This window comes from Amycolatopsis sp. ATCC 39116, from assembly GCF_000231075.2.
GTDB classification, from domain to species: Bacteria; Actinomycetota; Actinomycetes; order Mycobacteriales; family Pseudonocardiaceae; genus Amycolatopsis_E; species Amycolatopsis_E tucumanensis.
Window position 1 is genome coordinate 116,995 of sequence record NZ_AFWY03000015.1, and the last position, 20,784, is coordinate 137,778.

General features: G+C 71.4%; 20 protein-coding genes, 1 tRNA gene and 3 pseudogenes. 7 read left to right on the forward strand and 17 right to left on the reverse strand.

Annotated features, from left to right (window positions below; translation table 11 throughout):
* Positions 1 to 12: 12 nt before the first annotated feature.
* From AMY39116_RS0318305 to AMY39116_RS46630, 8 genes and pseudogenes are all read right to left on the reverse strand, one after another.
* Positions 13 to 1,446, reverse strand: a complete 1,434-nt coding sequence (locus AMY39116_RS0318305; protein ID WP_020419090.1) for an ATP-binding protein — start codon at positions 1,444 to 1,446, stop codon at positions 13 to 15.
* Positions 1,446 to 2,054 (reverse strand): pyridoxamine 5'-phosphate oxidase family protein, encoded by a 609-nt coding sequence (locus AMY39116_RS0318310; RefSeq protein ID WP_020419091.1) that lies wholly within the window; start codon positions 2,052 to 2,054, stop codon positions 1,446 to 1,448. The genes AMY39116_RS0318305 and AMY39116_RS0318310 overlap by 1 nt, the downstream gene beginning before the upstream one ends.
* Before the next feature lie 94 nt (positions 2,055 to 2,148).
* A complete protein-coding gene (locus tag AMY39116_RS0318315; protein ID WP_020419092.1) occupies positions 2,149 to 2,352 on the reverse strand; it encodes a 4-oxalocrotonate tautomerase family protein in 204 nt (67 codons plus the stop codon).
* Positions 2,353 to 2,375: 23 nt separating this feature from the next.
* Positions 2,376 to 3,137, reverse strand: a complete 762-nt coding sequence (locus AMY39116_RS0318320; protein ID WP_020419093.1) for a 2-keto-4-pentenoate hydratase — start codon at positions 3,135 to 3,137, stop codon at positions 2,376 to 2,378.
* On the reverse strand, positions 3,134 to 3,913 hold the full coding sequence (locus tag AMY39116_RS0318325; protein WP_020419094.1) for a 2-keto-4-pentenoate hydratase: 780 nt from the start codon (positions 3,911 to 3,913) through the stop codon (positions 3,134 to 3,136). Before AMY39116_RS0318325 ends, AMY39116_RS0318320 begins: the two co-directional genes overlap by 4 nt.
* Entirely contained in the window at positions 3,910 to 5,340 is a 1,431-nt protein-coding gene (locus AMY39116_RS0318330; RefSeq protein ID WP_020419095.1) for an aldehyde dehydrogenase, read from the reverse strand. The genes AMY39116_RS0318325 and AMY39116_RS0318330 overlap by 4 nt, the downstream gene beginning before the upstream one ends.
* Positions 5,337 to 6,295 (reverse strand): annotated as a pseudogene (gene dmpG / locus AMY39116_RS43160) (4-hydroxy-2-oxovalerate aldolase). Before dmpG ends, AMY39116_RS0318330 begins: the two are co-directional and overlap by 4 nt.
* Before the next feature lie 63 nt (positions 6,296 to 6,358).
* Positions 6,359 to 7,029 (reverse strand): annotated as a pseudogene (locus AMY39116_RS46630) (acetaldehyde dehydrogenase (acetylating)); the annotation flags it as partial.
* Between the two features lie 137 nt (positions 7,030 to 7,166).
* On the opposite strand from AMY39116_RS46630, the gene AMY39116_RS0318345 reads away from it, so the two are divergent.
* On the forward strand, positions 7,167 to 8,237 hold the full coding sequence (locus AMY39116_RS0318345) for an extradiol ring-cleavage dioxygenase (RefSeq protein WP_020419096.1): 1,071 nt from the start codon (positions 7,167 to 7,169) through the stop codon (positions 8,235 to 8,237).
* Positions 8,234 to 8,908 (forward strand): class II aldolase/adducin family protein, encoded by a 675-nt coding sequence (locus AMY39116_RS0318350; RefSeq protein ID WP_020419097.1) that lies wholly within the window; start codon positions 8,234 to 8,236, stop codon positions 8,906 to 8,908. Before AMY39116_RS0318345 ends, AMY39116_RS0318350 begins: the two co-directional genes overlap by 4 nt.
* On the opposite strand, the gene AMY39116_RS0318355 is transcribed toward AMY39116_RS0318350, so the two are convergent.
* Genes AMY39116_RS0318355 through AMY39116_RS0318365 form a run of 3 tightly spaced genes read right to left on the reverse strand, consistent with a single transcriptional unit; the run spans position 8,871 to position 12,996 of the window.
* Positions 8,871 to 11,318: an excinuclease ABC subunit UvrA gene (locus AMY39116_RS0318355; protein ID WP_020419098.1), complete on the reverse strand. Its 2,448-nt coding sequence runs from the start codon at positions 11,316 to 11,318 to the stop codon at positions 8,871 to 8,873. The two genes, AMY39116_RS0318350 and AMY39116_RS0318355, sit on opposite strands and share 38 nt — an antisense overlap.
* 11 nt (positions 11,319 to 11,329) lie before the next feature.
* On the reverse strand, positions 11,330 to 12,175 hold the full coding sequence (locus AMY39116_RS0318360) for an NmrA/HSCARG family protein (protein ID WP_020419099.1): 846 nt from the start codon (positions 12,173 to 12,175) through the stop codon (positions 11,330 to 11,332).
* On the reverse strand, positions 12,172 to 12,996 hold the full coding sequence (locus AMY39116_RS0318365; RefSeq protein WP_027936037.1) for an alpha/beta fold hydrolase: 825 nt from the start codon (positions 12,994 to 12,996) through the stop codon (positions 12,172 to 12,174). Before AMY39116_RS0318365 ends, AMY39116_RS0318360 begins: the two co-directional genes overlap by 4 nt.
* Positions 12,997 to 13,596: 600 nt before the next feature.
* Between AMY39116_RS0318365 and AMY39116_RS47860 the strand changes: the two are divergent.
* A pseudogene (locus AMY39116_RS47860) lies at positions 13,597 to 13,776 on the forward strand (DUF5131 family protein); the annotation flags it as partial.
* 157 nt (positions 13,777 to 13,933) lie between these two features.
* Here the strand turns inward: AMY39116_RS47860 and AMY39116_RS0318370 are convergent.
* Positions 13,934 to 14,017 (reverse strand) — tRNA-Leu (locus tag AMY39116_RS0318370).
* A gap of 157 nt (positions 14,018 to 14,174) precedes the next feature.
* Between AMY39116_RS0318370 and AMY39116_RS0318375 the strand changes: the two genes are divergently transcribed.
* From AMY39116_RS0318375 to AMY39116_RS0318390, 4 genes are read left to right on the forward strand one after another with little or no spacing between them, the layout of a single operon-like run.
* On the forward strand, positions 14,175 to 14,600 hold the full coding sequence (locus AMY39116_RS0318375; protein ID WP_020419101.1) for a YkvA family protein: 426 nt from the start codon (positions 14,175 to 14,177) through the stop codon (positions 14,598 to 14,600).
* 22 nt (positions 14,601 to 14,622) lie between these two features.
* The gene (locus AMY39116_RS0318380) at positions 14,623 to 15,507 is read left to right on the forward strand and encodes a DMT family transporter (RefSeq protein WP_020419102.1); all 885 of its coding nucleotides are present in this window, start codon (positions 14,623 to 14,625) and stop codon (positions 15,505 to 15,507) included.
* Between the two features lie 28 nt (positions 15,508 to 15,535).
* Positions 15,536 to 15,979, forward strand: a complete 444-nt coding sequence (locus AMY39116_RS0318385; protein WP_020419103.1) for a hypothetical protein — start codon at positions 15,536 to 15,538, stop codon at positions 15,977 to 15,979.
* Entirely contained in the window at positions 15,980 to 16,462 is a 483-nt protein-coding gene (locus AMY39116_RS0318390) for an MSMEG_6728 family protein (RefSeq protein WP_020419104.1), read from the forward strand. It begins immediately after the preceding gene.
* A gap of 419 nt (positions 16,463 to 16,881) precedes the next feature.
* Here the strand turns inward: AMY39116_RS0318390 and AMY39116_RS0318395 are convergent, their stop codons facing one another.
* From AMY39116_RS0318395 to AMY39116_RS0318415, 5 genes are read right to left on the reverse strand one after another with little or no spacing between them, the layout of a single operon-like run.
* Positions 16,882 to 17,880, reverse strand: coding sequence for a DUF5914 domain-containing protein (locus AMY39116_RS0318395; RefSeq protein WP_020419105.1), 999 nt, complete (start codon positions 17,878 to 17,880; stop codon positions 16,882 to 16,884).
* Position 17,881: 1 nt separating this feature from the next.
* Positions 17,882 to 19,384: an NAD(P)/FAD-dependent oxidoreductase gene (locus tag AMY39116_RS0318400; RefSeq protein WP_020419106.1), complete on the reverse strand. Its 1,503-nt coding sequence runs from the start codon at positions 19,382 to 19,384 to the stop codon at positions 17,882 to 17,884.
* Positions 19,381 to 20,115 carry a class I SAM-dependent methyltransferase gene (locus AMY39116_RS0318405; RefSeq protein WP_020419107.1) on the reverse strand — a complete coding sequence of 245 codons (735 nt, stop codon included), beginning with the start codon at positions 20,113 to 20,115 and terminating at the stop codon, positions 19,381 to 19,383. Before AMY39116_RS0318405 ends, AMY39116_RS0318400 begins: the two co-directional genes overlap by 4 nt.
* Positions 20,112 to 20,429 carry a lycopene cyclase domain-containing protein gene (locus AMY39116_RS0318410; RefSeq protein ID WP_020419108.1) on the reverse strand — a complete coding sequence of 106 codons (318 nt, stop codon included), beginning with the start codon at positions 20,427 to 20,429 and terminating at the stop codon, positions 20,112 to 20,114. Before AMY39116_RS0318410 ends, AMY39116_RS0318405 begins: the two co-directional genes overlap by 4 nt.
* Positions 20,426 to 20,761 carry a lycopene cyclase domain-containing protein gene (locus AMY39116_RS0318415; protein ID WP_020419109.1) on the reverse strand — a complete coding sequence of 112 codons (336 nt, stop codon included), beginning with the start codon at positions 20,759 to 20,761 and terminating at the stop codon, positions 20,426 to 20,428. Before AMY39116_RS0318415 ends, AMY39116_RS0318410 begins: the two co-directional genes overlap by 4 nt.
* Positions 20,762 to 20,784 lie beyond the last annotated feature (23 nt).

Here is a 20,784-nt window from a genome sequence, read left to right on the forward strand (position 1 = left end):
CGGCGACGCGCGTCACCTCGGTGGTTGCCGCTCCGCGGTGGGCATCAGCACCTGGAATCTCGTGTCGCCGGGTTCGGACTCGACCCTCAGGTCGCCGTGATGGCGCTCCACCACAATGCGCCAGGCGGTGTCCAAGCCCAGCCCGTCGCCCTCACCGACGGGCCTCGTGGTGAAGAACGGTTCGAAGACCCGCCGCCGGTTCTCGGAGGGGATGCCGTGGCCGGTGTCGCGGATCTCGACACACACCTGATCGGAGACCAAAGTGGTGCGAAGGGTCAGCGTGCCGGCACCATCCATCGCCGCGACGGCGTTGTCGATGAGGTTCGTCCACACCTGGTTCAGCTCGGCGGGGTAGGCCGGGATGCGCGGCAGCCGGCGGTCGTAGAGTTCGGTCACCCGGATTCGCGGACCGATCTTGGTGTGGAGCAGGGCCAACGTGGCCCGCAGCCCATCGTGGACGTCGATCCACGCGTAGGGCGTCCGGTCCAGGTGGGTGTACTCCTGGGTGGCTCCCACGAGAGCCGACATGCGGCTGATCGACTCCTGGATCTCGCTGAGGAGCAGCTCGGACTCCAACGCGTGAGCCAGCCAACGCAGGGCGTCGCTCGCGAACGAGGGGCCGGCCGAGTGCGTGACCTCGGCCAAGTCGGCCGTGGTCACGCCCGCGCCGGCGAAGATGGAGGGTGCCTCCCACACTTGCTCCAGCGCGTGGGTCTCCAGCCAGCCGTCGATCTCGTCCTCTCGGTCGGTCCGTTGGAGCGCGGTCGAAGAAGGAACAGACGACAACCGGTTGACCAGCCGGTCTCGCTGCCGCAGCAACTCCCGGAGTGCGCGTGGACCAACACCGTCCTCGATGAGCTGCACGAACGCGACCTGCGTGGCGGTGGCCTGCCGGCGCAAGGCCGCGGTGGCGCGCTCGGCGGCCGCTGCCGGGTTGTTCAGCTCATGGGTCAAGCCTGCCGACAACTGCCCGAGGGCCAGCAGCTGACGTCTGCGGCCGACGATCGCGTCCGTGGTGAGCCAGTTCGCGTACGAGCCTTCCAGCAGGTGCGCGGACATCGGGAACCAGCTGCGGAACTGCGCGGCGAGTTCATCGGCCGGCAGGGTCAGCAGGACCAGGTCGCTCAGCGCGTGAACTGACGTCGGGTACGTCTGGTGTTCTTCGAGGTGGAAAAACCGGATCGCGCCGCAGTAGGCCCCACGTTGGCCAGAGCGTTTGAGCTCCACTTCGCCGCCGGCGTCCTGCTTGGTCATCCGGAGGGTGCCGGAAAGCAGCACGTGGAACGAAGCCGCGGGGTCGCCTTCGCGGACGACTTCGGTGCCGGCCGGCCACTGCGTCAGCGACGCGTGTCCGAGCAGCCAGTCGAGCTGGGCATCGGACAGGCTGCTGAACAGGAACAGCTCCCTGAGCGAGGACCGGGTCAGGTCCCAGGTTCCGGTGGCCATCACCGGGGACGGCGATCGTCGGGGTGGTGGCCGGCCGCGTTGAGGATCGGCGCGAGTTCCGCTTCGGTCCAGCGCGGGGTGATGTGCTGGGGACAGTTCCAGTCATAGCCGCGCACCCTGACGGTGATGATGCGCTCCACGTGGGCCCGGTAGCCCGGAAGGGCGACCTTTTCCAGCAGCGACGCGGCCTCTTCGGTCCGGGCGTCGTGAGAGCGGGCCTCTCCCAGTATCTTGAGGCGTTGCTGGTGGGGGTAGTCCATGAGGAACAGCGACACCTTGGCCGAGGCGCCGAGATTCCCCACGGACACGTACTGGCGATTGCCCCGGAAGTCGGCCCAGGCGAGCAGGCTCGCGCCGTCTTCCACGCCGAGCACCTTGAGGAAGCCGGGCGGTCCACCGCGGTGCTGGACGTACAGCCAGCCGGTTTCGCCGACGGTGCCGAGGTAGAAGCTGTCCCGCTCGGCGATGAAGCCGATCTCGTCCTCGCCGAGGACACCGTCGGTGTGCCAGCCGCTGGTCATCCGCTGGATGGCGGAGTAGCTGCCGTACTGCTTTTGTGCGGCTTCGACGGCCGGCGTTGTCAGTGTGCTGAGGTACCGGTGCGGCATGGTGCCCTCCCAAGGTCGGTTCGGTCGCGTGCCGGACCCATGGTGGTCGGAACTGCCACCGGCAGCGCCCGTCGAATGACCGTGACGGTGACGGTCACCTGGCACCGGTGTCGCGAAGGTGCGCCATCGAGTCGCCCGCGATGAACCAGTGCTCCGGTTTGCACTCGGTGAGCACCACGCGAATCGATTGCCGCTTCGCGCCGATGGCTTGCTCGGCGGCGATGGTGAGTGCTTCGCCCAGCGCGCGGAGTTGCTCGGGGGAACGCCCTTCGACGAGCGTGACCTGGATGAGTGGCATGGTGTGTGCCTTTCGTCGGTGGGTCAGCGGCAAGCAAGCTCGACCGAGCCCAACCGGTCGATCGAGGCGACGACGACGTCTTTCGGAGCCACCGGGACGGCGGCGGTCAGTCCGCCGGACAGCACGATCTCACCCGCGCGCAGTCCTTCGCCTTCCGTCCACAACCGGCGCACCAGCCACGCCACCGCGGCGGCCGGATGGCCGAGCACGGCCGCGCCAGACGCGGTGGCCGCGACCTTCCCGTTCTTCTCCAGCAGCACGCCGACCAGACGGAGGTCGATGCCGGACGGATCCACGGGCGGGCCGACCACGTATCGGCCGGCGGAGGTGTTGTCGGCGACGACGTCCGGCATCGTGAATTCGTAGTCGGTGTAACGGGAGTCGAGCACCTCGATCCCCACAGCGACGCCGCGGGACGCGGCGAGGACGTCCGCGGCGGTGACGTGCGGCCCGGCGAGTTCACGGCCCAGGAGGAAGACGATCTCCGGCTCGCACCGGGGCTGGATCAGCGGCGCGGTGTCCAAAGGCTCGCCGAGGTCGACGGCATCCGCTGCGGCGAGATATCCGTGGACGGGGGAGGAGACGCCCACCTGAGCCTGCTTTGCCCGGGACGTCACACCCAGTTTGCGGCCGGCCAGGGGGCCGGCGGCCGCGCGCAGTTCGCGCTGTACGCGGTAGGCGGTCTCGAGGTCGAGTTCCGGGGATTCAGCGGACAGCCTGGGGATCGCGATGCGGTCGGCGACCGCTTTCGCCAGCTGCTCAGCCCACTTGCCGACGTTGTTCATCCGCTCACCCGCACGGTCACCGGTCCCAGGCGGTCGAAGTCGGCGCGGAAGACGTCCCCCGGGGCCATGGGGACGGCCGCGTGCAGCGCGCCGGTCATGATCAGGTGCCCGGGTTCGAGGGCTACTCCGTCGGCACCCAGGACGTTGGCGAGCCAGGCGACGACAGCCACCGGATCACCCAAGGCGGCCGCACCGGCGCCGGTGTCGATCACCACGCCGTTGCGGGTCAATGTCATGCCCACGAGCCGGGTGTCGAACCCATCGATCGGGACGATCCGGCTCGACGTCGCCACGGCGCCGTTGGACGCCAGGTCGGCGACGGTGTCGGCGAGCCGGACGCGCCAGTCTTCGATGCGGGAGTCGACGATCTCCATCCCGGCCACCGCCCCGGCGACCGCCGCCCGCGCTTCCGTGATGGTGACTCCCGGGCCTTCCAGGCGATCACCGAGCACGAACACGATTTCGGCTTCGAGCTTGGGAGCGATGAACCGGCTGAGCGGGATTTCGTCGCCGTCGCGGTAGACGGTGGACACCAGCACCGGCCCGTAGTCCGGTGAATCGACGCCGATCATCTTCTGCATCGGCTCGGACGTCAGCCCGACCTTGTGGCCGACGATGCGGTCGCCGTCGGCGAGCAGCAGGTCGATCAGTTCACGTTGTACCGCGTAGCCGTCGGCCATCCCGAGACCCGGCTCGTCGTCGGTGAACGGGGGGATCGGGGTCCGGGTGCTGCGGGCGTCGTAGAGCGCGCGGGCCTTGTCCCGCGTGTCCTTCACCGTTCGTCCCGGATGGCCATGACCACGGCCTTGGGCTCGGTGAAGAACTCGCGGCTGAAGTTGCCGCCTTCCCGGCCCCAGCCGGAGTCGCCCACGCCGCCGAACGGCGCCCGCAGGTCACGGACGAAGAAGCAGTTCGTCCACACCGTGCCCGCGCGCAGGGCCGCGGAGACCCGGTGGGCGCGGGACAGGTTCTCGGTGAACACCATGGCGTTGAGGCCGAACGGCGAGTCGTTCGCCGCCCGGACGGCCTCGGCTTCGGTGTCGAACGGCGTGATCGTCACGACGGGCCCGAAGACCTCTTGACACTGCAGCGGCGAATCGGCGGGGACCTCGGACACGATCGTCGGCCGGATGACCCATCCGTCGCCGCGCCCGCCGGTGAGCACCTTGCCGCCGGGATCGTCGAGGTAGCCGGACACCTTGCGCCAATGCGTCTCCGACGCCAACGGGCCGACCTGCGTGGCCGGGTCCCGCGGGTCGCCGATCACCAAGGCCTCGGCGGCAGCGACGAAGCGGGCCGTGAACTCCTCGAGCACCGGACGCTCGACGAAGAGGCGTGAACCCGCCAGGCAGACCTGCCCGGCGTTGGTGAAGATCGCCCTGATCGACCAGTCGACGGCGTTGTCCAGGTCGGCGTCGGCGAAGACCAGGTTGGCGCCCTTACCGCCGAGTTCGAGGCTCACCGGCGTCAGGTTGCGCGCGGCGGCGGCGGCGATGATCCGGCCGGTGCCGGATTCGCCGGTGAAGGTGATCCGGTCGACCCGCGGATCGGTGGTGAGCGCTTCCCCGGCCGACGCGGGTCCGTAGCCGTGCACCACGTTGAACACGCCGGGCGGGAACCCGGCCTCGATCGCCAGGCGGGCCAGGATCGTCGCGCTGGCCGGTGAGTCCTCGGCCGGCTTGAGCACAACGGTATTGCCCCAGGCCAGAGCCGGTGCGACCTTCCACGTCTCCAGCATCAGGGGGAAGTTCCAGGGAGCGATCGCGGCGACGACCCCGGCCGGCTCGAAGCGGGCGTAGGCGTGGTGCCCGGTGTCCGAGGGATAGGCCTCGGAGGTCGCGAGCCGGGCGTGGTCGGCGAAGAAACGGAAGTTCCGCGCCGCACGGGGGACGTCCTTGTCCCGGGCGTCGGCGACCGGTTTGCCCATGTCGCGGGAGTCGGCGAGCGCCAGCTCGTCGGCGTGCTCCTCGACGAGGTCTGCGAGCCGGTGCAGCAGCGCACCGCGTTCGGCGTATCCCAGGCGCGGCCACGGTCCTTCGTCGAACGCGCGCCGGGCGGCGGCGACCGCGAGGCCGGCTTCGGCTGGTCCGCCAAGGGCCAGGTCGGCCCACGGTTCGCGCGTCCACGGGTCGATCGAGTCGAATCGCGAGCCGTCGAGCGAGTCCTGCTCCCGGCCGTCGATGATGTGCCCGAACGAGGTCATCGCCGCTCACCCGCCTGTTCGATCGCAATGTCGGTGATCATGTCTTCCTGGCCGCCGACCAGGCCCAGCTCGCCGCACCGCCGGAGGATGTCGGGAGCGGGCACCTTGTACCGCTCGGCGGCCGTTTCGGCGTGCAGCAGGAACGACGAGCGCACCCCGGCCCAGCCCCGCACGACCGCGTTGCGGTCCAGCTTCGGCCAGCGGGTCAGGTACGGGCGCACGACGTCCTCGGCCGCGTCCAGCAGGGCCCCCACGTCGAGCCCGGTGTCGATCCGAGCCGGTCGAACACCGCGGCGAGCACTTCGGTCGGGCTGTTGCCTGCCCCGGCCCCCAGTGCGCACAGCGATCCGTCGATGTACCGGACGCCGGCCTCGTGCGCGATGACGGAGTTGGCCACGCCGAAGGACAGGTTCTGGTGGTCGTGGTAGCCGACCCAAGCCTCGTCGCCGACTTCCGCGACGAGAGCCTCGAACCGGGCCCGGGCTTCGTGCATGAGCAAGGCGCCCGCCGAGTCGGTGCAGTACGGTGCCTGGCGGCCGGCGTCGACCATGATCCGCGCTTGCTTCGCCAGGTCTTCCGGCCAGACGCGATGGGCCATCATGAGGAACCCCGCGATCTCCCTCCCGAGGTCACGGGCGGCGGTGAAGTGCTGTGGCGAGACATCGGCCTCGGTGGCGTGGGTGGCGACCCGGACCAGGTCGGCGACGTGGTCGCGCGCCCGCTTGAGGTCGTCGACCGTCCCGCTTCCCGGAACCAGCAGTACCGCGATCTTCGCTTGCTTCGCTTCGTCGCGAGCGGCGGCGATCAGGCGCATTTCGTCGGTGCGGGAGAAGCCGTAGTTGAACGACGAGCCCCCGAGTCCGTCGCCGTGGGTGACCTCGATGACCTCGACGCCGGCGCGGTCGAGGGCCCGGACCGTGTCGCGGACCTGCGTCTCGGTGAACCGGTGCGTCATGGCGTGCGAGCCGTCGCGCAGGGTGGTGTCGACGATCCGCACGGCGTGCGGCAGTTCGGGCTCGTGGACCGAAGCCGTGATCGCCGCCCGGTCGGCGTCGGCACCGATCATGCAGAACACCGTGTCGCGCTTGATCATCGGCGGCTCGACCGGGTTGAGATGATGATCGCCTTGCCGCGGCCGGCTCCGCCGACCTCTGCGACGGCGTTGCCGGTGGTCCGGGTGAACTCGTCGATGTTCGCGCGGGTGCCGGGGCCGGCGCCGCGCGACGCGACCGACGCGATGATCTCGGCGTAGGGCACCGGGGTGATCCGGGAGACCGCGTGCACCACGGGGATCGTGGCCTGCCCACCGCAGGTGATCATCGAGACGTTGGGTGCATCGAGGTGCGCGTGCAGGTTGACCGGCGGGCGCACCATCGGCCCGAGGTGGGCCGGGGTGAGGTCGACGGCCTGGATCCCGGCCTCCGCGTAGCGCGGGGCGTTCGCGATGTGGGCCTTCGCGGAGGTCGCCTCGAACACGAGATCCGGCAGCGGGTCCTGCCGCAGCAGCCAATCCACGCCCTCCGCAGACGCTCCGACGCCTTTCGCGCGGGCCCGCGCCAGGCCGTCGGACTCCACCACGCCGACCACGTAACGGACATCGATCACCTGGCTTCGCTGCAGTTTGGCCAGCGGATCGGTCCCGATGTTCCCCGGCCCCACGATCGCTGCCGTCACCTTCGTTCGGCTCATACGACCCAGGTTCGTGGCCGCGGGCGCAAAGCCGAAGCGGACCGTTTCTCTCATCGAAACGGCAACCGTTGACGCTCCGGCGAAGCCGGTATTCACTGCGCTTCTTCCCGACGGACACGACGATTGCGAGGAACACCGTGGGCGAAATTCTCGGGATCGGGGTGACGCACTACCCGCCACTGTCCGGGGTGGACGAGGACATGGCGTGGCTGCTGCGGAAGAACCTCCAGGATCCGCTCGTGCCCGAGCACGCGAAAGATCCGGCCTCGTGGCCGGAACGGATGCGGCAGGAGTGGGGTTCCGACGAGGGCCGGGCCGCGGCGACCCGGCACCGGGAACGGCTGGTGTCCGCCCTCGACCACTGCCGCTCGGAGATCGACGCCTTCGAGCCGGACGTCGTCCTGATCTGGGGCGACGACCAATACGAGAACTTCCGCGAGGACATCATCCCGCCGTACGCGGTCCTGGCCTATCCCGACCTGACGATCAAGCCGTGGGCGACCATGGCGCACTCGTCGGGCATGGACGACAAGCCGAACGTGTGGAACGAGGGCCCCGACACGGTGCTGGAGGTGAAGGGCGCTCCGGACATCGCGAGGGGCTTGGCGAAGGACCTCCTGGAGCAGGGGATCGACGTCTCGTACGCGTACCGGCCTCTCCATCAGGAAGGGTTCGCGCACGCCTTCCTCAACACCTTGCTCTACCTCGACTACCACCGCCGCGGGTTCCCCTATCCGGTCATCGCGTTCCCGCTGAACTGCTACGGATCGCTCGTCGTGGCGAACAAGGGGTTCGCGGTGTCCCTCGGCGAGACGCCCGCGCAGCTGGATCCGCCGTCGCCGCCGCCGTGGCGGTTCATGGAGGTGGGCCGGGCCGTGGCGCGGGCGTTCGCCGCCACCGACCTTCGGGTCGTCCTCGTCGCGTCCTCCAGCTGGAGCCACGCCTTCAACACCGACAAGACGTGGCGACTCCAGCCCGACGTCGCCGCCGACCGCGTGCTGTACGACGCGATGACCAAGGGCGACTACGACGTCTGGCGCACCCGGACGACGACGGAGATCGAGGACAGCGGCCAGCAGGAGCTGCTCAACTGGTACACGTTGGCCGGGGCCATGGAGGAACTCGGCCGTCCGAAGCCGGACTGGAGCGTGTTCGAGGAGTCCTACGTCTTCAACTCGTCCAAGGTGTTCGCGGTCTACCGGCCGTGAAACCGGACCTGCAGCGCATGCTCCGGACCGCGGCCAGGGCGCTGTCCGGGGCGGGACTCGTCACGGCGTACGGGCACTGCTCGGTCCGGCGCGACGAGTCCACTTTCCTCGTCACGCCGGCCGTCCCACTGGGACAGATCGGGCGACGACCCGGCATCGTCGCCGCGGTGACCGGCGAGCTGCCCCGCGATGTTCCGGGTGAGGTCCGGCTGCACCAGGCGATCTACCGGCGCCGAGCCGACGTCGGTGGTATCGCGCGAGTGCTACCCGTCGCGGTGCGGGCGCTGTCGGCGCTCGGGTGCACCGCGCGTCCGCTCGACGGTACCGGGGCGTACTTCGCTCCGGGACCGCCGTTGTGGCCCGATCCCCGGCTGGTCCGGACGGAGATGGCCGCGGAGTCGGTGGCGGAAGCGCTGGGGAACGCGCCGGCGATCGTGCTTCGCGGCAACGGTGCGGTCGTCGTGGGTGAGTCATTGCCGCGGGCTGTGGTTCTCGCGCAGTTCCTCGAGACCGCGAGCGAAATGGATCTGGCCGTGCGGTCCACCGGTGCCGGCGCCGTCGAATTCAGCGCGGACGAAGCCACAGCCCGTGCGGTGTGGACCGGCGGGATCGAGGAGCGCATGTGGTGCTACCTCACTCGCGACGCCCCCGAAGCCCGACGCGTTCGGTGAGGTACGGGCCGGTGACGCTGGCGGGGTCGGCGGCGACTTCGTCCGGCGTCCCCTGGGCGACGATGCGGCCACCGCCGGGGCCGCCGACGGGGCCCAGGTCGAGCACGTGGTCGGCCGCGGCGATCAGGTCGAGGTCGTGGTCGATGACGACGACAGTGGCCCCGGCGTCCAGGAGGCGGTCGAACACCGCCACCAGGGCGCGGATGTCGGCCGGATGCAGTCCGGTCGAGGGCTCGTCGAGCACATACAGCACGTTCCGCTGGCTGCTGCGCAGGCGCGCGGCGATGCGCAGGCGCTGGGACTCCCCGCCGGACAGGGCCGGCGTCGGCTCACCGAGCCGCAGGTACCCCAGCCCGACCTCGGCCACGGGCCGCAGCGGCCGGACAATGGTGGGCACGTCGGCGTAGCGTTCCAGGGCTTCGTCGACCGTCAGCTCGAGAACGTCCGCGATCGTGAGACCGTCCACACGCGACTCGAGCGTCTTCTCACCGAACCGCGCGCCGTGGCAGGTCGGGCACTCCACCGTGATGTCGGGCAGGTACTGCACGTCCAGGTCGATCGAACCGAGGCCCTTGCAGGTCGGGCACTGCCCCTCCTTCGTGTTGAAGGAGAACTGCCCGGCGGCCTGTCCGGTCGCGGCCGCGAAGCGGGCTCGGATCGCGTCGAAGGCACCGGTGTAGGTGCCCGGAGTGGACCGGGCGTTGAGGCCGATCGGCGTCGCGTCGATCTCCACGACGCCGCGTAGCGGTCCCAGCTCCAGCCGGGCGACGTGGCCGGGCAGCGGCGTGCCGGCCAACTGTGCCCGCGCAGCGGGGACCAGGCTTTCCAGCACCAGGGCGGTCTTGCCCGTGCCGGACGGGCCGGCGATCGCGGTGAGCCGGTTGAGCGGGAACGTGGCCGTCACCCCGGACAGATTGTGGAGGCTGCTGACGGTGATGGTGGCCGGTTCGCCGGCGCGCGGTCGTGGCGCGCGCTCGACCGTTTCGCGGCCCGTCAGGAACGGGCCGATGATCGACCGCTCGTCGGCTTCGATCTCGGCCGGGGTGCCCTCGGCGACGACCGTGCCGCCCTGCCGCCCGGCACCAGGGCCAAGCTCGATGATCCAGTCGGCGGTGCGGATCACGTCGAGGTCGTGCTCGACCAGCACCACCGAGTTGCCGTTGCGCACCAGGGCGTCGATGGCCTTGCGCAGCCCCGCGACATTGCTCGGGTGGAGCCCGACGGACGGCTCGTCCAGGACGTACAGCATGCCGGTCGTGCTCGCGTGGACAGTCGAGGTGAGCTCGATGCGCTGCCGCTCGCCGGTGGACAACGTCGATCCGGCCCGGTCCAGGTTCAGGTAGCCGAGGCCGAGCTCCAGCAGCGGGGTGAGCGCACCGGTGAGCTCACCGACCAGCCCGGTGGTCAGCCGGGTCAGCTCGGCCGGCATCAGCGCGGGCAGGCCGCCGGCGAACGCGGCGAGGTGGTCGAGGTCCTGAGCACTGAGTTCGGCGAGGTCGCGGCCGTCCAGGTGGCTGGTCAGGGCCTCGGACCGCAGCCGGGAGCCGTGGCAGACCGGGCAGGTGTGCGTGACGAGGAACTTGCTCTTCTCCGAGCGGCGGGCGGCGGTGATGGCGTTGTCGTAGGTGACCTCCAGGGTCACCTGCCTGCCGTTGCGGCCCGAGACGACGACCTGCTGCCGCACCGGCTCGCCGTGCATGACGAAATCCTTCTCCCGGGCGGTGAGCTCGCGGTACGGCACGTCCAGCCGCACTCCCAGCTCACCGGCGGCGTACCGGCTCAGCCGCCGCCCGCCGACGTTCCACGACAGCACCGCGCCCTCGTCGATCGTCTTGCCTGGGTCCGGCACCAGCGCCGTGGGGTCGACCTCGGTGCGCACGCCCGTCCCGTCGCAGCCCGGGCAGGCACCGACGGAGTTGAACGCGAACGACTCCGCGCCCGGGTGCTCAAACCGCACCCCGCACACCGGGCACACGATCTCCATCCCCTGCGTGGCGACCGCCGGTGGCACATCGTGGCCGTTGGGACAGCGGTGGGTCCCCAGGCGCGACATGATCAACCGCAGGACGTTGAGGACCTCGCTCATCGTCCCGACCGTGCTGCGCGGTCCGGGGACCGGTGGCCGCTGCCGCAACGCGAGCGCCGGTGGCAAGTGGTCGATGCGGTCGGCGTCCGGCCGCTGGGCCTGGCCGATCCGCCGCCTGCTGTAGGTGGACAGGCCCTCGAGGAACCGGTGCAGCCCTTCGGCGTACAGCGTCCCCATCGCGAGCGACGTCTTCCCCGACCCCGACACCCCGGCCACCGCCACGGTCCGCCACAGCGGCACGTCGACGTCGAGGTCGCGCAGCGAGTTGTGCCGCACGCCGCGGACCTCGATCGCGCGGGGGAGGTGATGCGGCCGGGGTGTCATCACGGGCTCCTTCACGGGTTGGCGCCGGACAGGAAGGCGGGGAAGGACCGGATCCCGGGCCGCAGCGCCGAGGTGGTGGCGAAGTCGGCCTGGTACCCCGGCGTGGTCGCGAGCCAGGTGTACATCGCCTGCCGGTCCGCGTCGGCGACCGCGTCGATCGGCGTCGGCTCGAACCGGGTGGGGCGGCCCGAAGCCTCGGCGAAGGCCGCCGCCATCTGCTCCGGCGTCAGCTCGTCGCCGGCGATCTCCAGCTGACCGCCCGGGATGGCGTCGGGGTCGAGGACCGCCCGGGCGGCGATCGCGCCGATGTCGTCGGAGGCGATCATCTGGACCGGCACCCCTGGCGCGAAGGCGTACCGGAAGACCTGCCCGTCCGCCTCGGCGGTGACGACACCGGCACGCATCAGGTTTTCCATGAAGAAGACCGGCCGGATCACGGTCAGCGGCACGCCGGTCGAGCGCAGCCGCTGTTCGATCGCCCACTTGCTCTCGAAGTGGGGGATCCCGGTCGCCCGGTCCGCGCCGCCGACGGAGCTGTAGACCACGGACGGCACTTTCGCGGCGACGACGGCGTCCGCGATGGCCGATCCCTGCCGGACTTCCGAATCCGCCCCGTCGGCGTTGTACGTCGTCATCGCGAAGACCGCGGCTGTGTCCTGGAAAGCGGCCACCAGCGAGCCCGCGTCCGCCAGGTCGGCGCGGACGGTGTCCGCGCCGGCCTCCCGCAGCCGGTGCGCGCTCGCGCTGTCGGGGTCGCGGACCAGCGCGAGGACGTGTGCGCCGTGCTCGAGAAGGTGGCGGGCCACGGCGCCGCCTTGGCGGCCGGTGGCGCCGAGCACCGCGATCGGGCTGCTCATGACCGGATGAAGTCGAGCAGGTCGGCGTTGATGGTGTCGGCCTCGGTGGCGGGCATGCCGTGCGGGAATCCCGGGTAGGTCCTGAGGGTGCCGTTGCGCAGCAGCCCGGCCGAGAGCGGGCCCGAGTCCGCGTAGGGGACGATCTGGTCGTCGTCGCCGTGCATGACGAGGGTCGGGACGGTGATCTTCTTCAGGTCTTCGGTGAAGTCGGTCTGGGAGAAGGCGACGATCCCGTCGTAGTGGGCCTTCGCGCCGCCTTCCATGCCCTGGCGCCACCAGTTGCGGATCAGACCCTGGGAGGGTTCGGCGCCGGGGCGGTTGAAGCCGTAGAACGGGCCGGAGGCCAGGTCGAGGTAGAACTGGGCCCGGTTGGCGGCCAGCTGGGCCTGCAGGTCGTCGAAGACGCTCTTGGGCAGGCCGCCGGGGTTGGCGTCGGTCTGCACCATCAGCGGCGGCACGGCCGCGATCAGGACGGCTTTGGAGACGCGGGATTCGCCGTGGCGGGCGAGGTAGCGCACGACCTCGCCGCCGCCGGTGGAGTGGCCGACGTGAATGGCGTCGTGCAGGTCGAGGTGGCTGGTCAGCGCGGCCAGGTCGTCGGCGTAGTGGTCCATGTCGTGCCCGTCGGCGACCTGCGCGGAGCGGCCGTGCCCGCGCCGGTCGTGGGCGATGACCCGGTAGCCGTGGGCCAGGAAGAACAGCAGCTGGGTGTCCCAATCGTCCGCCGAGAGAGGCCAGCCGTGACTGAACACGATCGGCTGACCGGTACCCCAGTCCTTGTAGAAAATCTCCACGCCATCAGCAGTCGTGATCGTCGGCATGATGCACTCTCCATTCCTAGCGGCGAAGCCTTCGCCTCGCCATCCGAAGGTGTCACTATCTTGGGCCCGGCTCCGCCCGGCAGGGCCCGTCAGATGACTGGTCCCCCGACGGTCGGCCAGGTCCTCCTGGCCGTCGGATATCACCTGCGCCGGTCCACGGCATGGGTCTGATGCACGTCGCAATCAGGTGCTCCGTGTTGAGGCATTTGATCGACGAAGCCGCGTCGGCGAGGACGAGAGCGGGAACGGGCCGCGCGGCATCGCGCTCATGGGCAGTGCGCTGACCATGACCGTGGCCATCAGACCACGGCGAAGCACCGCCCGCAGGCGGAGGTGGCGTGCCGGCACGGTGACCGCCCCGCTAACCCTCCGCGCTTGGCATCCCACCGTGCCGCGATCACGGTCGGCCAAGAAGGGCTCGTCGCAGGTGGGCCAGCAAGCGACAGGAAGACGACGCGGCCCGGCGGGCGAGGGTGGGTGTGCCTCGCTGGACTCCTGGTCCTCACGTGCGGTGGCATGGCGGACGGCAGCAGCATCGAGTAGACCGAAGCGACCTGGAACCCGACCACAGGTTTGTGATCGGCTTTCCCCGGCTATGACAACTGCTACGCCCTCAAACTGGCGAGACGTCTGAAGGCACTGGGCGCCGCGAAATACCAGGTCGACGGGGATTCCGCGACCTCAGGTCCCGGCTTCGGCGTAACAGTCCATCCAGGTGCTCTCGACCTGCCGCACCACTGGCGGCAGCCACGGCTTGTGCTCGTGAACTCCATGGCGGACCTCTTGCATGACGTCCGCCAGACGCTGATCAACATCGACCCGGCGGACGAGGCGAAGGTCTACCCGTCTGTCTGGCCTGCAGCTGATCTACCACGCCGGACAGCGAACAGCGCGAGCCAAGACCAATCTCGACCCGCACAGTTGGGGTTATGGGAAGTGTCCGAGGGGGGACTTGAACCCCCACGCCCTTTACGGGCACTAGCACCTCAAGCTAGCGCGTCTGCCATTCCGCCACTCGGACCTGCTCTTCTCTTGTGCGCACAAGAGTAGCCCATCCGCGGACGCTCGTTCACGGGGGGTGGGTCACTGCGCGTGATCAACAGTGCGCTATAAGAGCGGGCGGTCACACAGGGTGAGGCGGGTAGGCTTGAGCCGAGGCCTACCCGGAGGAGCGCGAAGTGCCTGGCTGGCTCACGGGTGTCCTGATCGCGGCTGGCGTCGTGCTTGCCTCGTGGGCGCTGCTGATTCTCCTCGCTAAGTTGCTGCCGCCGGGGTTGGCCCGGGATCTCGCGCGGCTCCTGCCGGACTGTGTGACCACCGTCAAACGGCTCCGCAAGGATCCGCGCGTGCCGCGGCGGGCGAAGGTCGCCGTTGTGGTCGCGGGGCTCTGGGTGCTCTCGCCGGTCGACCTGATCCCCGAGTTCCTGCCGGTCATCGGGCCTCTCGACGACGTTCTGGTCGTCGCGCTGGCTTTGCGGTATGCGGCGCGCCGGGTGCCGCCGGGTGTGCTTGAACAGGCATGGCCCGGCAACCGCGAGCTGCTGGACCGGCTCGTCGGGCGTCGTGGCGGAAAATCGCCGGACACCGACACGTCCGGGGAATAGCGTCCGGGTCGTGGATCTCAGCATGGACCGCCGCGCGATGGTCGCGGCACTCACCACCGTCGTCCTGTGGGCGTCGGCCTTCGTGGCCATCCGGGCGGCGGGTGAGCACTTCGCGCCGGGCGCGCTGGCGCTCGGGCGGCTCGTCGCCGGCGCGCTCACCCTGCTCGTCTTCCTGGTCATCCGGCGCGAAGGGCTGCCGAAACGCGAGGCGTGGCCGGGCATCGCGGGGGCGGGCGTGCTGTGGTTCGGCGCTTACATGGTGGTCCTGAACTGGGGCGAACAGCTCGTCGACGCGGGCACGGCCGCCATGCTGGTCAATGTCGGCCCCATCCTGATCGCCCTGCTCGGCGGCTGGCTGCTGCGCGAAGGCTTCCCCGGGCGGCTGCTCGCGGGGCTCGCCGTCTCCTTCGCCGGCGCCGTGGTCGTGGGGCTGTCGATGTCCGGCCGCGGCCACGCGCCCGTCCTCGGCGTGGTGCTCTGCCTGCTCGCGGCCATCACCTACGCGGGTGGCGTGGTCAGCCAGAAACCCGCTCTGAAGCACGCCTCGGCCCTCCAGGTCACCACCTTCGGCTGCCTGATCGGCGCCCTCGCGTGCCTGCCATTCGCCGGGCAGCTCCTCGACGACCTCGCGACCGCGCCCGCCGAGGCCACCCTCAGCATGCTCTACCTCGGCGTCTTCCCGACCGCGCTCGCCTTCACGACCTGGGCGTACGCGCTGGCCCGCACGACCGCGGGGAAGATGGGCTCGACCACCTACGCCGTGCCGGCCGTGGTGGTGCTGATGGCCTGGGCGGTGCTCGGCGAGGTGCCTGGCTGGCTCTCGCTCGCCGGCGGAGTCCTCTGCCTGGCCGGGGTGGCGGTCTCGCGCACGAAACGTGAACCCGTGCTCGTCCGGCAACGGTTGTGAGACGGTTCGCGGTGGGTACCCCGCCGGCATGACTGACGCCCGTCTCGACGACGAGAACCCCGAGGCCGACCGGTACGACCGCGCGACGGTCGAGGCAGTAGGCAAGCTCACCGAGGCCCTGGAGACCCTCGAGGTCGCGCGCGGGCACCTCTACCAGTTCCACCGCATGACCGGCACCACCGACTTCGCCGTCGGCGAGGCCGTCGAGCTGCTGCGCAAGGCGGGCCACGACGAGCTGGCCGACCGCATCGCCCGCGAGCTGGTGGGCCGCAACGTGCTGCCAGGGCGGTGGACGTTCCAGGTGGTCGAGGACTTCGACGACACGTACTACCAGCCGTTCCGCGCGTTCGAGCGGCAGGCGCGCGAGCTGACCGGCGGGCGGCGGCACCTGTTCGAGGCGGAGCTGAAACGGGAGCGGCGCTCGCGGGGGGTGGCCGGGCACGAGGCGACGCCGGACGAGCGGGTGGGCTGAATGCAGACGTTCCTGCCGTACCCGGGGTTCGCCGAAACCGCGCGGGTGCTGGACACGCGGCGCCTCGGCAAGCAGCGCGTCGAGACGTTGCAGGTGCTGCGGGCGCTGACGGTGCCGAACTACGGGTGGCGGCACCACCCGGCGGCGAAGATGTGGACCGGCTACGAGGAGGCGCTGACCCGCTACGGGCTGGAGGTGTGCCGGGTGTGGTGCGCGGCCGGGCACACCGACACGTGCGCGGTGAAACTGACTGACGACCTGGCGCGCGCGGTCGGGGTGCCGCAGCCGCGGGACGAGCAGGCGCTGCGGGAGGCGGGGGAGATGCCGCCGTGGCTCGGCGACCCGGAGTTCCACCGCAGCCACCAGTCGGCGTTGCTGCACAAGGATCCGGAGCACTACCGGCGGTTCTTCGACGGGGTGCCGGACGACCTGCCTTATGTGTGGCCGGCTTCGGATCGGCCGTCGCGGTTGGTCCGCTCGTGAAGGTGCCGGTGGGGTGGCGCGGGGGTTGGATGGGCGCGTTGGTGGTGGACGGCTTGGGGCGGCCGTCGCGGTTGGTCCGCTCGTGTGGGTGCCGGTGGTGGTGGGGGAGCGACCGGTGTGGTGGCGGGATTGAAAGGGCGCGCTGGTAGAGGACGGCCTAGGCGGCCGTCGCGGTAGGTCCATTCGTGAAGGTGCGGGTGGGGTGGATGGGCGTGCTGGTGGTGGACGGCTTGGGGCGGCCGTCGCGGTTGGTCCGCTCGTGAAGGCGTCGGTGGTGGTGGGGACCGGCCGGCGGGGGGCTGGTGCGGGGGCGCCGCCGTCAGTCCGGCCTGCCTGCGCGGTTGGTCCACCCGTGAAGGCGGGCGCGGGTGGCCCGGCCGGCGGGGCGGCAGGATTCCAGGTGGCGGCTGGACGAGCCCTTACGCCCGGGTGTCGCGGGGGCTCCAGTCCTCGCTGCGCAGCTGGTAGCGCCGCTCGGCGTAAGCGAGGTCGTCCTTCCACAAGCGGGCCGCCGCGTGGCGCATCAGCGGGCGCAGCGCGGGCGCGGCTGCGCGGGCGAGCCGGAAGCCGGGCCGGGACGACGCCGCCATCACCGCCTCGATCACCGCCGTGCGGGGGCGGCCGTCGCGGCCCGGGCCCAGCGGCGTGGCGTGCGTTTCGACCACACTGCCGACCCCCTCGCCCTCGGTGATGCGCATGACGATCGTCCGCGGACCGGGGCAGGTGAACTCCGCCTGGACGGGCACGCCGAGCGTCGGGGTGACGCGGAAGGTCACCGACACGACGAACCGGTCGTCGGAATCGGCCACGTCGACCTCGGCCGGCGCGGACAGCACCCTCAGGCGCGTGAACGAGTACGGGTGGAACCACGAGCCGTGCCACGGGTCGAGCCGGTTCGCGATCACGTCCCGCGGCTCGCACACACCCTCCAGCCGCGCCACCGAGTCCACCCCACCCGCGGGCCGGGCGGGCACGACCGGCGCGGGCAACGGCTCCTCGCCGCCGGCCCGGTCCAGCCGCACCCACGCCAGCACCCCGTCGTCGAACGCGGGACGGCACGACCGCTCGTCCAGCCGCAGCCCGTGCCACCGGCACAGCAGGCCGCCGTCGTCGACCGCGCCCAGCGCCATCGGCGCGCCCAGGTGCGGGCACGCCCCGGGCCCCACCAGCAGCTTCCCGGCCCGGTCCCGCCACGCGACCAGCTCGATCCCGGCCACGGAGAACCCGTAGGGCCGGTCGCCGCGCACGTCCCGGCTCGCCGCGAACACGTACCAGTTCCCCGACGGCCGCGCCTCGGCCCGCTTCAGCGCGGCCTCGATCAGCGACGGCTTCGCGTCGCGGTACGTGGGCTCCTGACGCGCCCACGGCGTGCGCGGGATCGGTTGCAGCGGCCAGTTCCGCGGCCAGCGCGGTGCCATCTCACCCTCCTAACGCGGCCAGCGCCCGCAGCGGCGCGAACCGCCCGCGGACCGGCACGGTGGTCAGTTCGTGCCCGGCCAGCCCCCACCGCGCGAGCAGGCAGTTCGCGGCGTGCCAGCCGGTCGCGGCCGCGCGTTCCATCAACGCGACCGGAAGATCGATGCGGATCCCGTCCCCGGCGAGCACGACCCCGTCGAACGGGGTGCGGACGCGGGGGCGGCGGGCGAAGTCGCCGACGCCGAACAGCGGGCAGTCCCGCCGCCACTGCACCAGCTCGCCGACGATCCGCGCGCCCGCGGTCTCCGGGTACAGCTGGTGCAGCCGGTCGACCAGCTGCTTGCGCAGCGCGACGACCTCGTCGGCGCAGGCGTAGGCGTGCAGCTCGACGACCGACCCGCCGTGCTCGGCGGCCCAGGTCGCGGCCTCGCGCTCGTAGCGGTCCAGCACGCTGATGTTGTCCAGCGGATCGAGCCCGCCGGTGGCGAGGAACGCGGGCCGGTCCGGCGCGACGGGGCGGTCCAGCCACAGCCGGTGCACCAGGAACGGCGGCGCGATCCGCAGCCCGAGCACCCGCGACCGCCACTCCTCGTCGGCGAGATCCGGCGACGCCGACACGATCGACTGCAGCCCGGACACGTCCGCCGCGAGCACCACACCGTCGGCGGCGAGACCGTCGACGGACCAGCGGGAGCCGTCGCGCGCCACGGATCCGGCCTCGGCGCCGGTGCGGAACCGCACCCCCAGACCCGCCAGGTACGCCCGCAGCGGCTCCCAAAGCGCGGTGTCGTAGGCCGAGTCCGGCACGTCGAACACGAGCCCCTCGGACGAGCCGAGGAAGTACAGGTGGAACATCGTCGCCAGCTCCGCGGCCGACATCTCCGACGGCGGTGCGAAGAAGCTGCGGGAGAACACCTCGAACGCCAGGTGCCGGGCGGCGGGCGGGAAGTTGATGCGCTCCAGGAACGTCGCCGCGTCCACGTCGTCGAGCTGGTCGTAGGTGCCCGGCACCGACACCGCGGCCAGCGGCGCGGCGGCGCGGGCGTTGAGCCGCAGCAGGTCCCGGACGCGGAAGGTGGGGCTGCGCAGCGCGAAGGCGAGCGCGTTCCACGGCGGCGTGCTCGGCAGCCCGCGGAAGGTGTCGCGGCGTCCTTCGCCGTCGACGAGCGGGTAGTCGGCGACCGGGCGCAGCCGCGACAGCTCCGGGTCGGCGCGCCGCAGCAGCGCGCGCAGGTTGTAGTACTGCCGGAAGAACGCGTGGAAGCCGCGGCTCATCGACACGGTGCTGCCGTCCGCGAGCCGGTCCGTCCACGCCGACACCCGCCCGCCGAGCTCGTCCTCCCGCTCGACGACCGTGACGGCCACGCCGCGCTCGGCCAGCCCGGTGGCGGCGGTGAGCCCGGCGATCCCGCCGCCCACCACCACGACCTCCGGCCGGTGCGGCAGCGTGCGGGCGTCCGCCGCACCGGCGGGGGCGCGGTGCCGGACGGCGCGGCGGTCGGTCACGCGGGCTCCTCGGGGTTGGTGGCCAGGAAGGTGTGCACGACGCCGCGCTGCCAGCCGGTCATCGTCTCGCTGTGCACGGCGGTGAACCCGGCGCCGGCGAGCCGTTGCCGGAACCGCGCGGCGCCGTCGAAGGCGAGGACGCTGCGCCACAGGTGCCGGTAGAGCGTCGCGTCGCCGGTCGCCACCCGCCCGGCCGGGATGATGATGCTCCAGCACACCGCGTGCCACACCAGGCGGGCGGCGAGCGAGTCGCGCACCGAGTACTCGTGCGCGGCGAACGTGCCGCCCGGCTTCAACAGCGCCCGCAGCGCGCGCAGCTGCCCGTCCGGGTCGGCGAGGTTGCGGATCAGGTACGCGGCGAAGATCCCGTCGAACGGCCCGGAGATCCCGGACGCGGCCAGCTCCTCGACCGGGCTGTGGACGAAGTGGACGGTCGAGGGCCAGGACTTCCGCCGCGCCTGGGCGAGCATCTCCGCGGAGGCGTCGAACGCGACGATCTCGGCGTGCGGCGCGGCCGCCAGCAACGCGGCGGTGGAGGCGCCGGTGCCGCAGCCCGCGTCGAGCAGGCGCAGGCCCCGGCCGCCGCCGGGCAGGCGCATCCGGCGGGCCGACAGGCGCAGGTGCTCGTGGTAGCCCGGGTTCGCGCCGACCAGCCGGTCGTAGGCGGCGGCGCCGGTGTCGAACGCGCCGGGCACCTCGTGGCGGGCCAGTCCGGTGCGGTCCAGGGTCATGCCTCCTCCTTGGCGGTGCGCCGTTCCCACAGCAGCAGCACGGCGGTGACCAGCGCGAACCCGAACAGGAAGTCCTCGACCGGGATGTCCCACGGAAAGCGCAGCCCGCTGGTGTGCTCGGGCGCGTAAAGCACGATCGGCGCGCTCAGCTTGGTGAGCCAGCCGTCCACCGGGATCTGGAAGCCGACCACGATCGCCATCGAGATCCAGTAGGCGGGCTTGCGGAACAGCCCGGTGCGCAGGTGCAGCAACTCCCACGCGCACACGGCGATCACCGCGAGCACCGCGGGCAGCGTGTACCCCAGCCCGGTCACCGGCGCACCTTCCGCAGCTCCCGCAGGCGGCCGAGCATCGCCTGCACGCACCCGTACGTCAGCACCCCGCACACCGGGATGACCAGGAAGAACAGCAGCTCCTCCAGCGGGATGGCGAACGGCAGCCGCACCCCGGTGACGTAGTCGGGGTTGTACCACCAGACTTCGGCGGCGATCGCGATCGCGTCCCAGACGAGGAACACCAGCGCGACCGGCAGCACCGCGCGCGCCAGCGCGACCGGGCGCCGGTAGACGCGCGCGCCCAGGAACTCCAGCGGCAGGGTGATCGCCAGGCACCCCGCCAGGACGAGCAGGTACTGGTAATGGTCCATTCACGCCCACCTCTCCGTCGCGG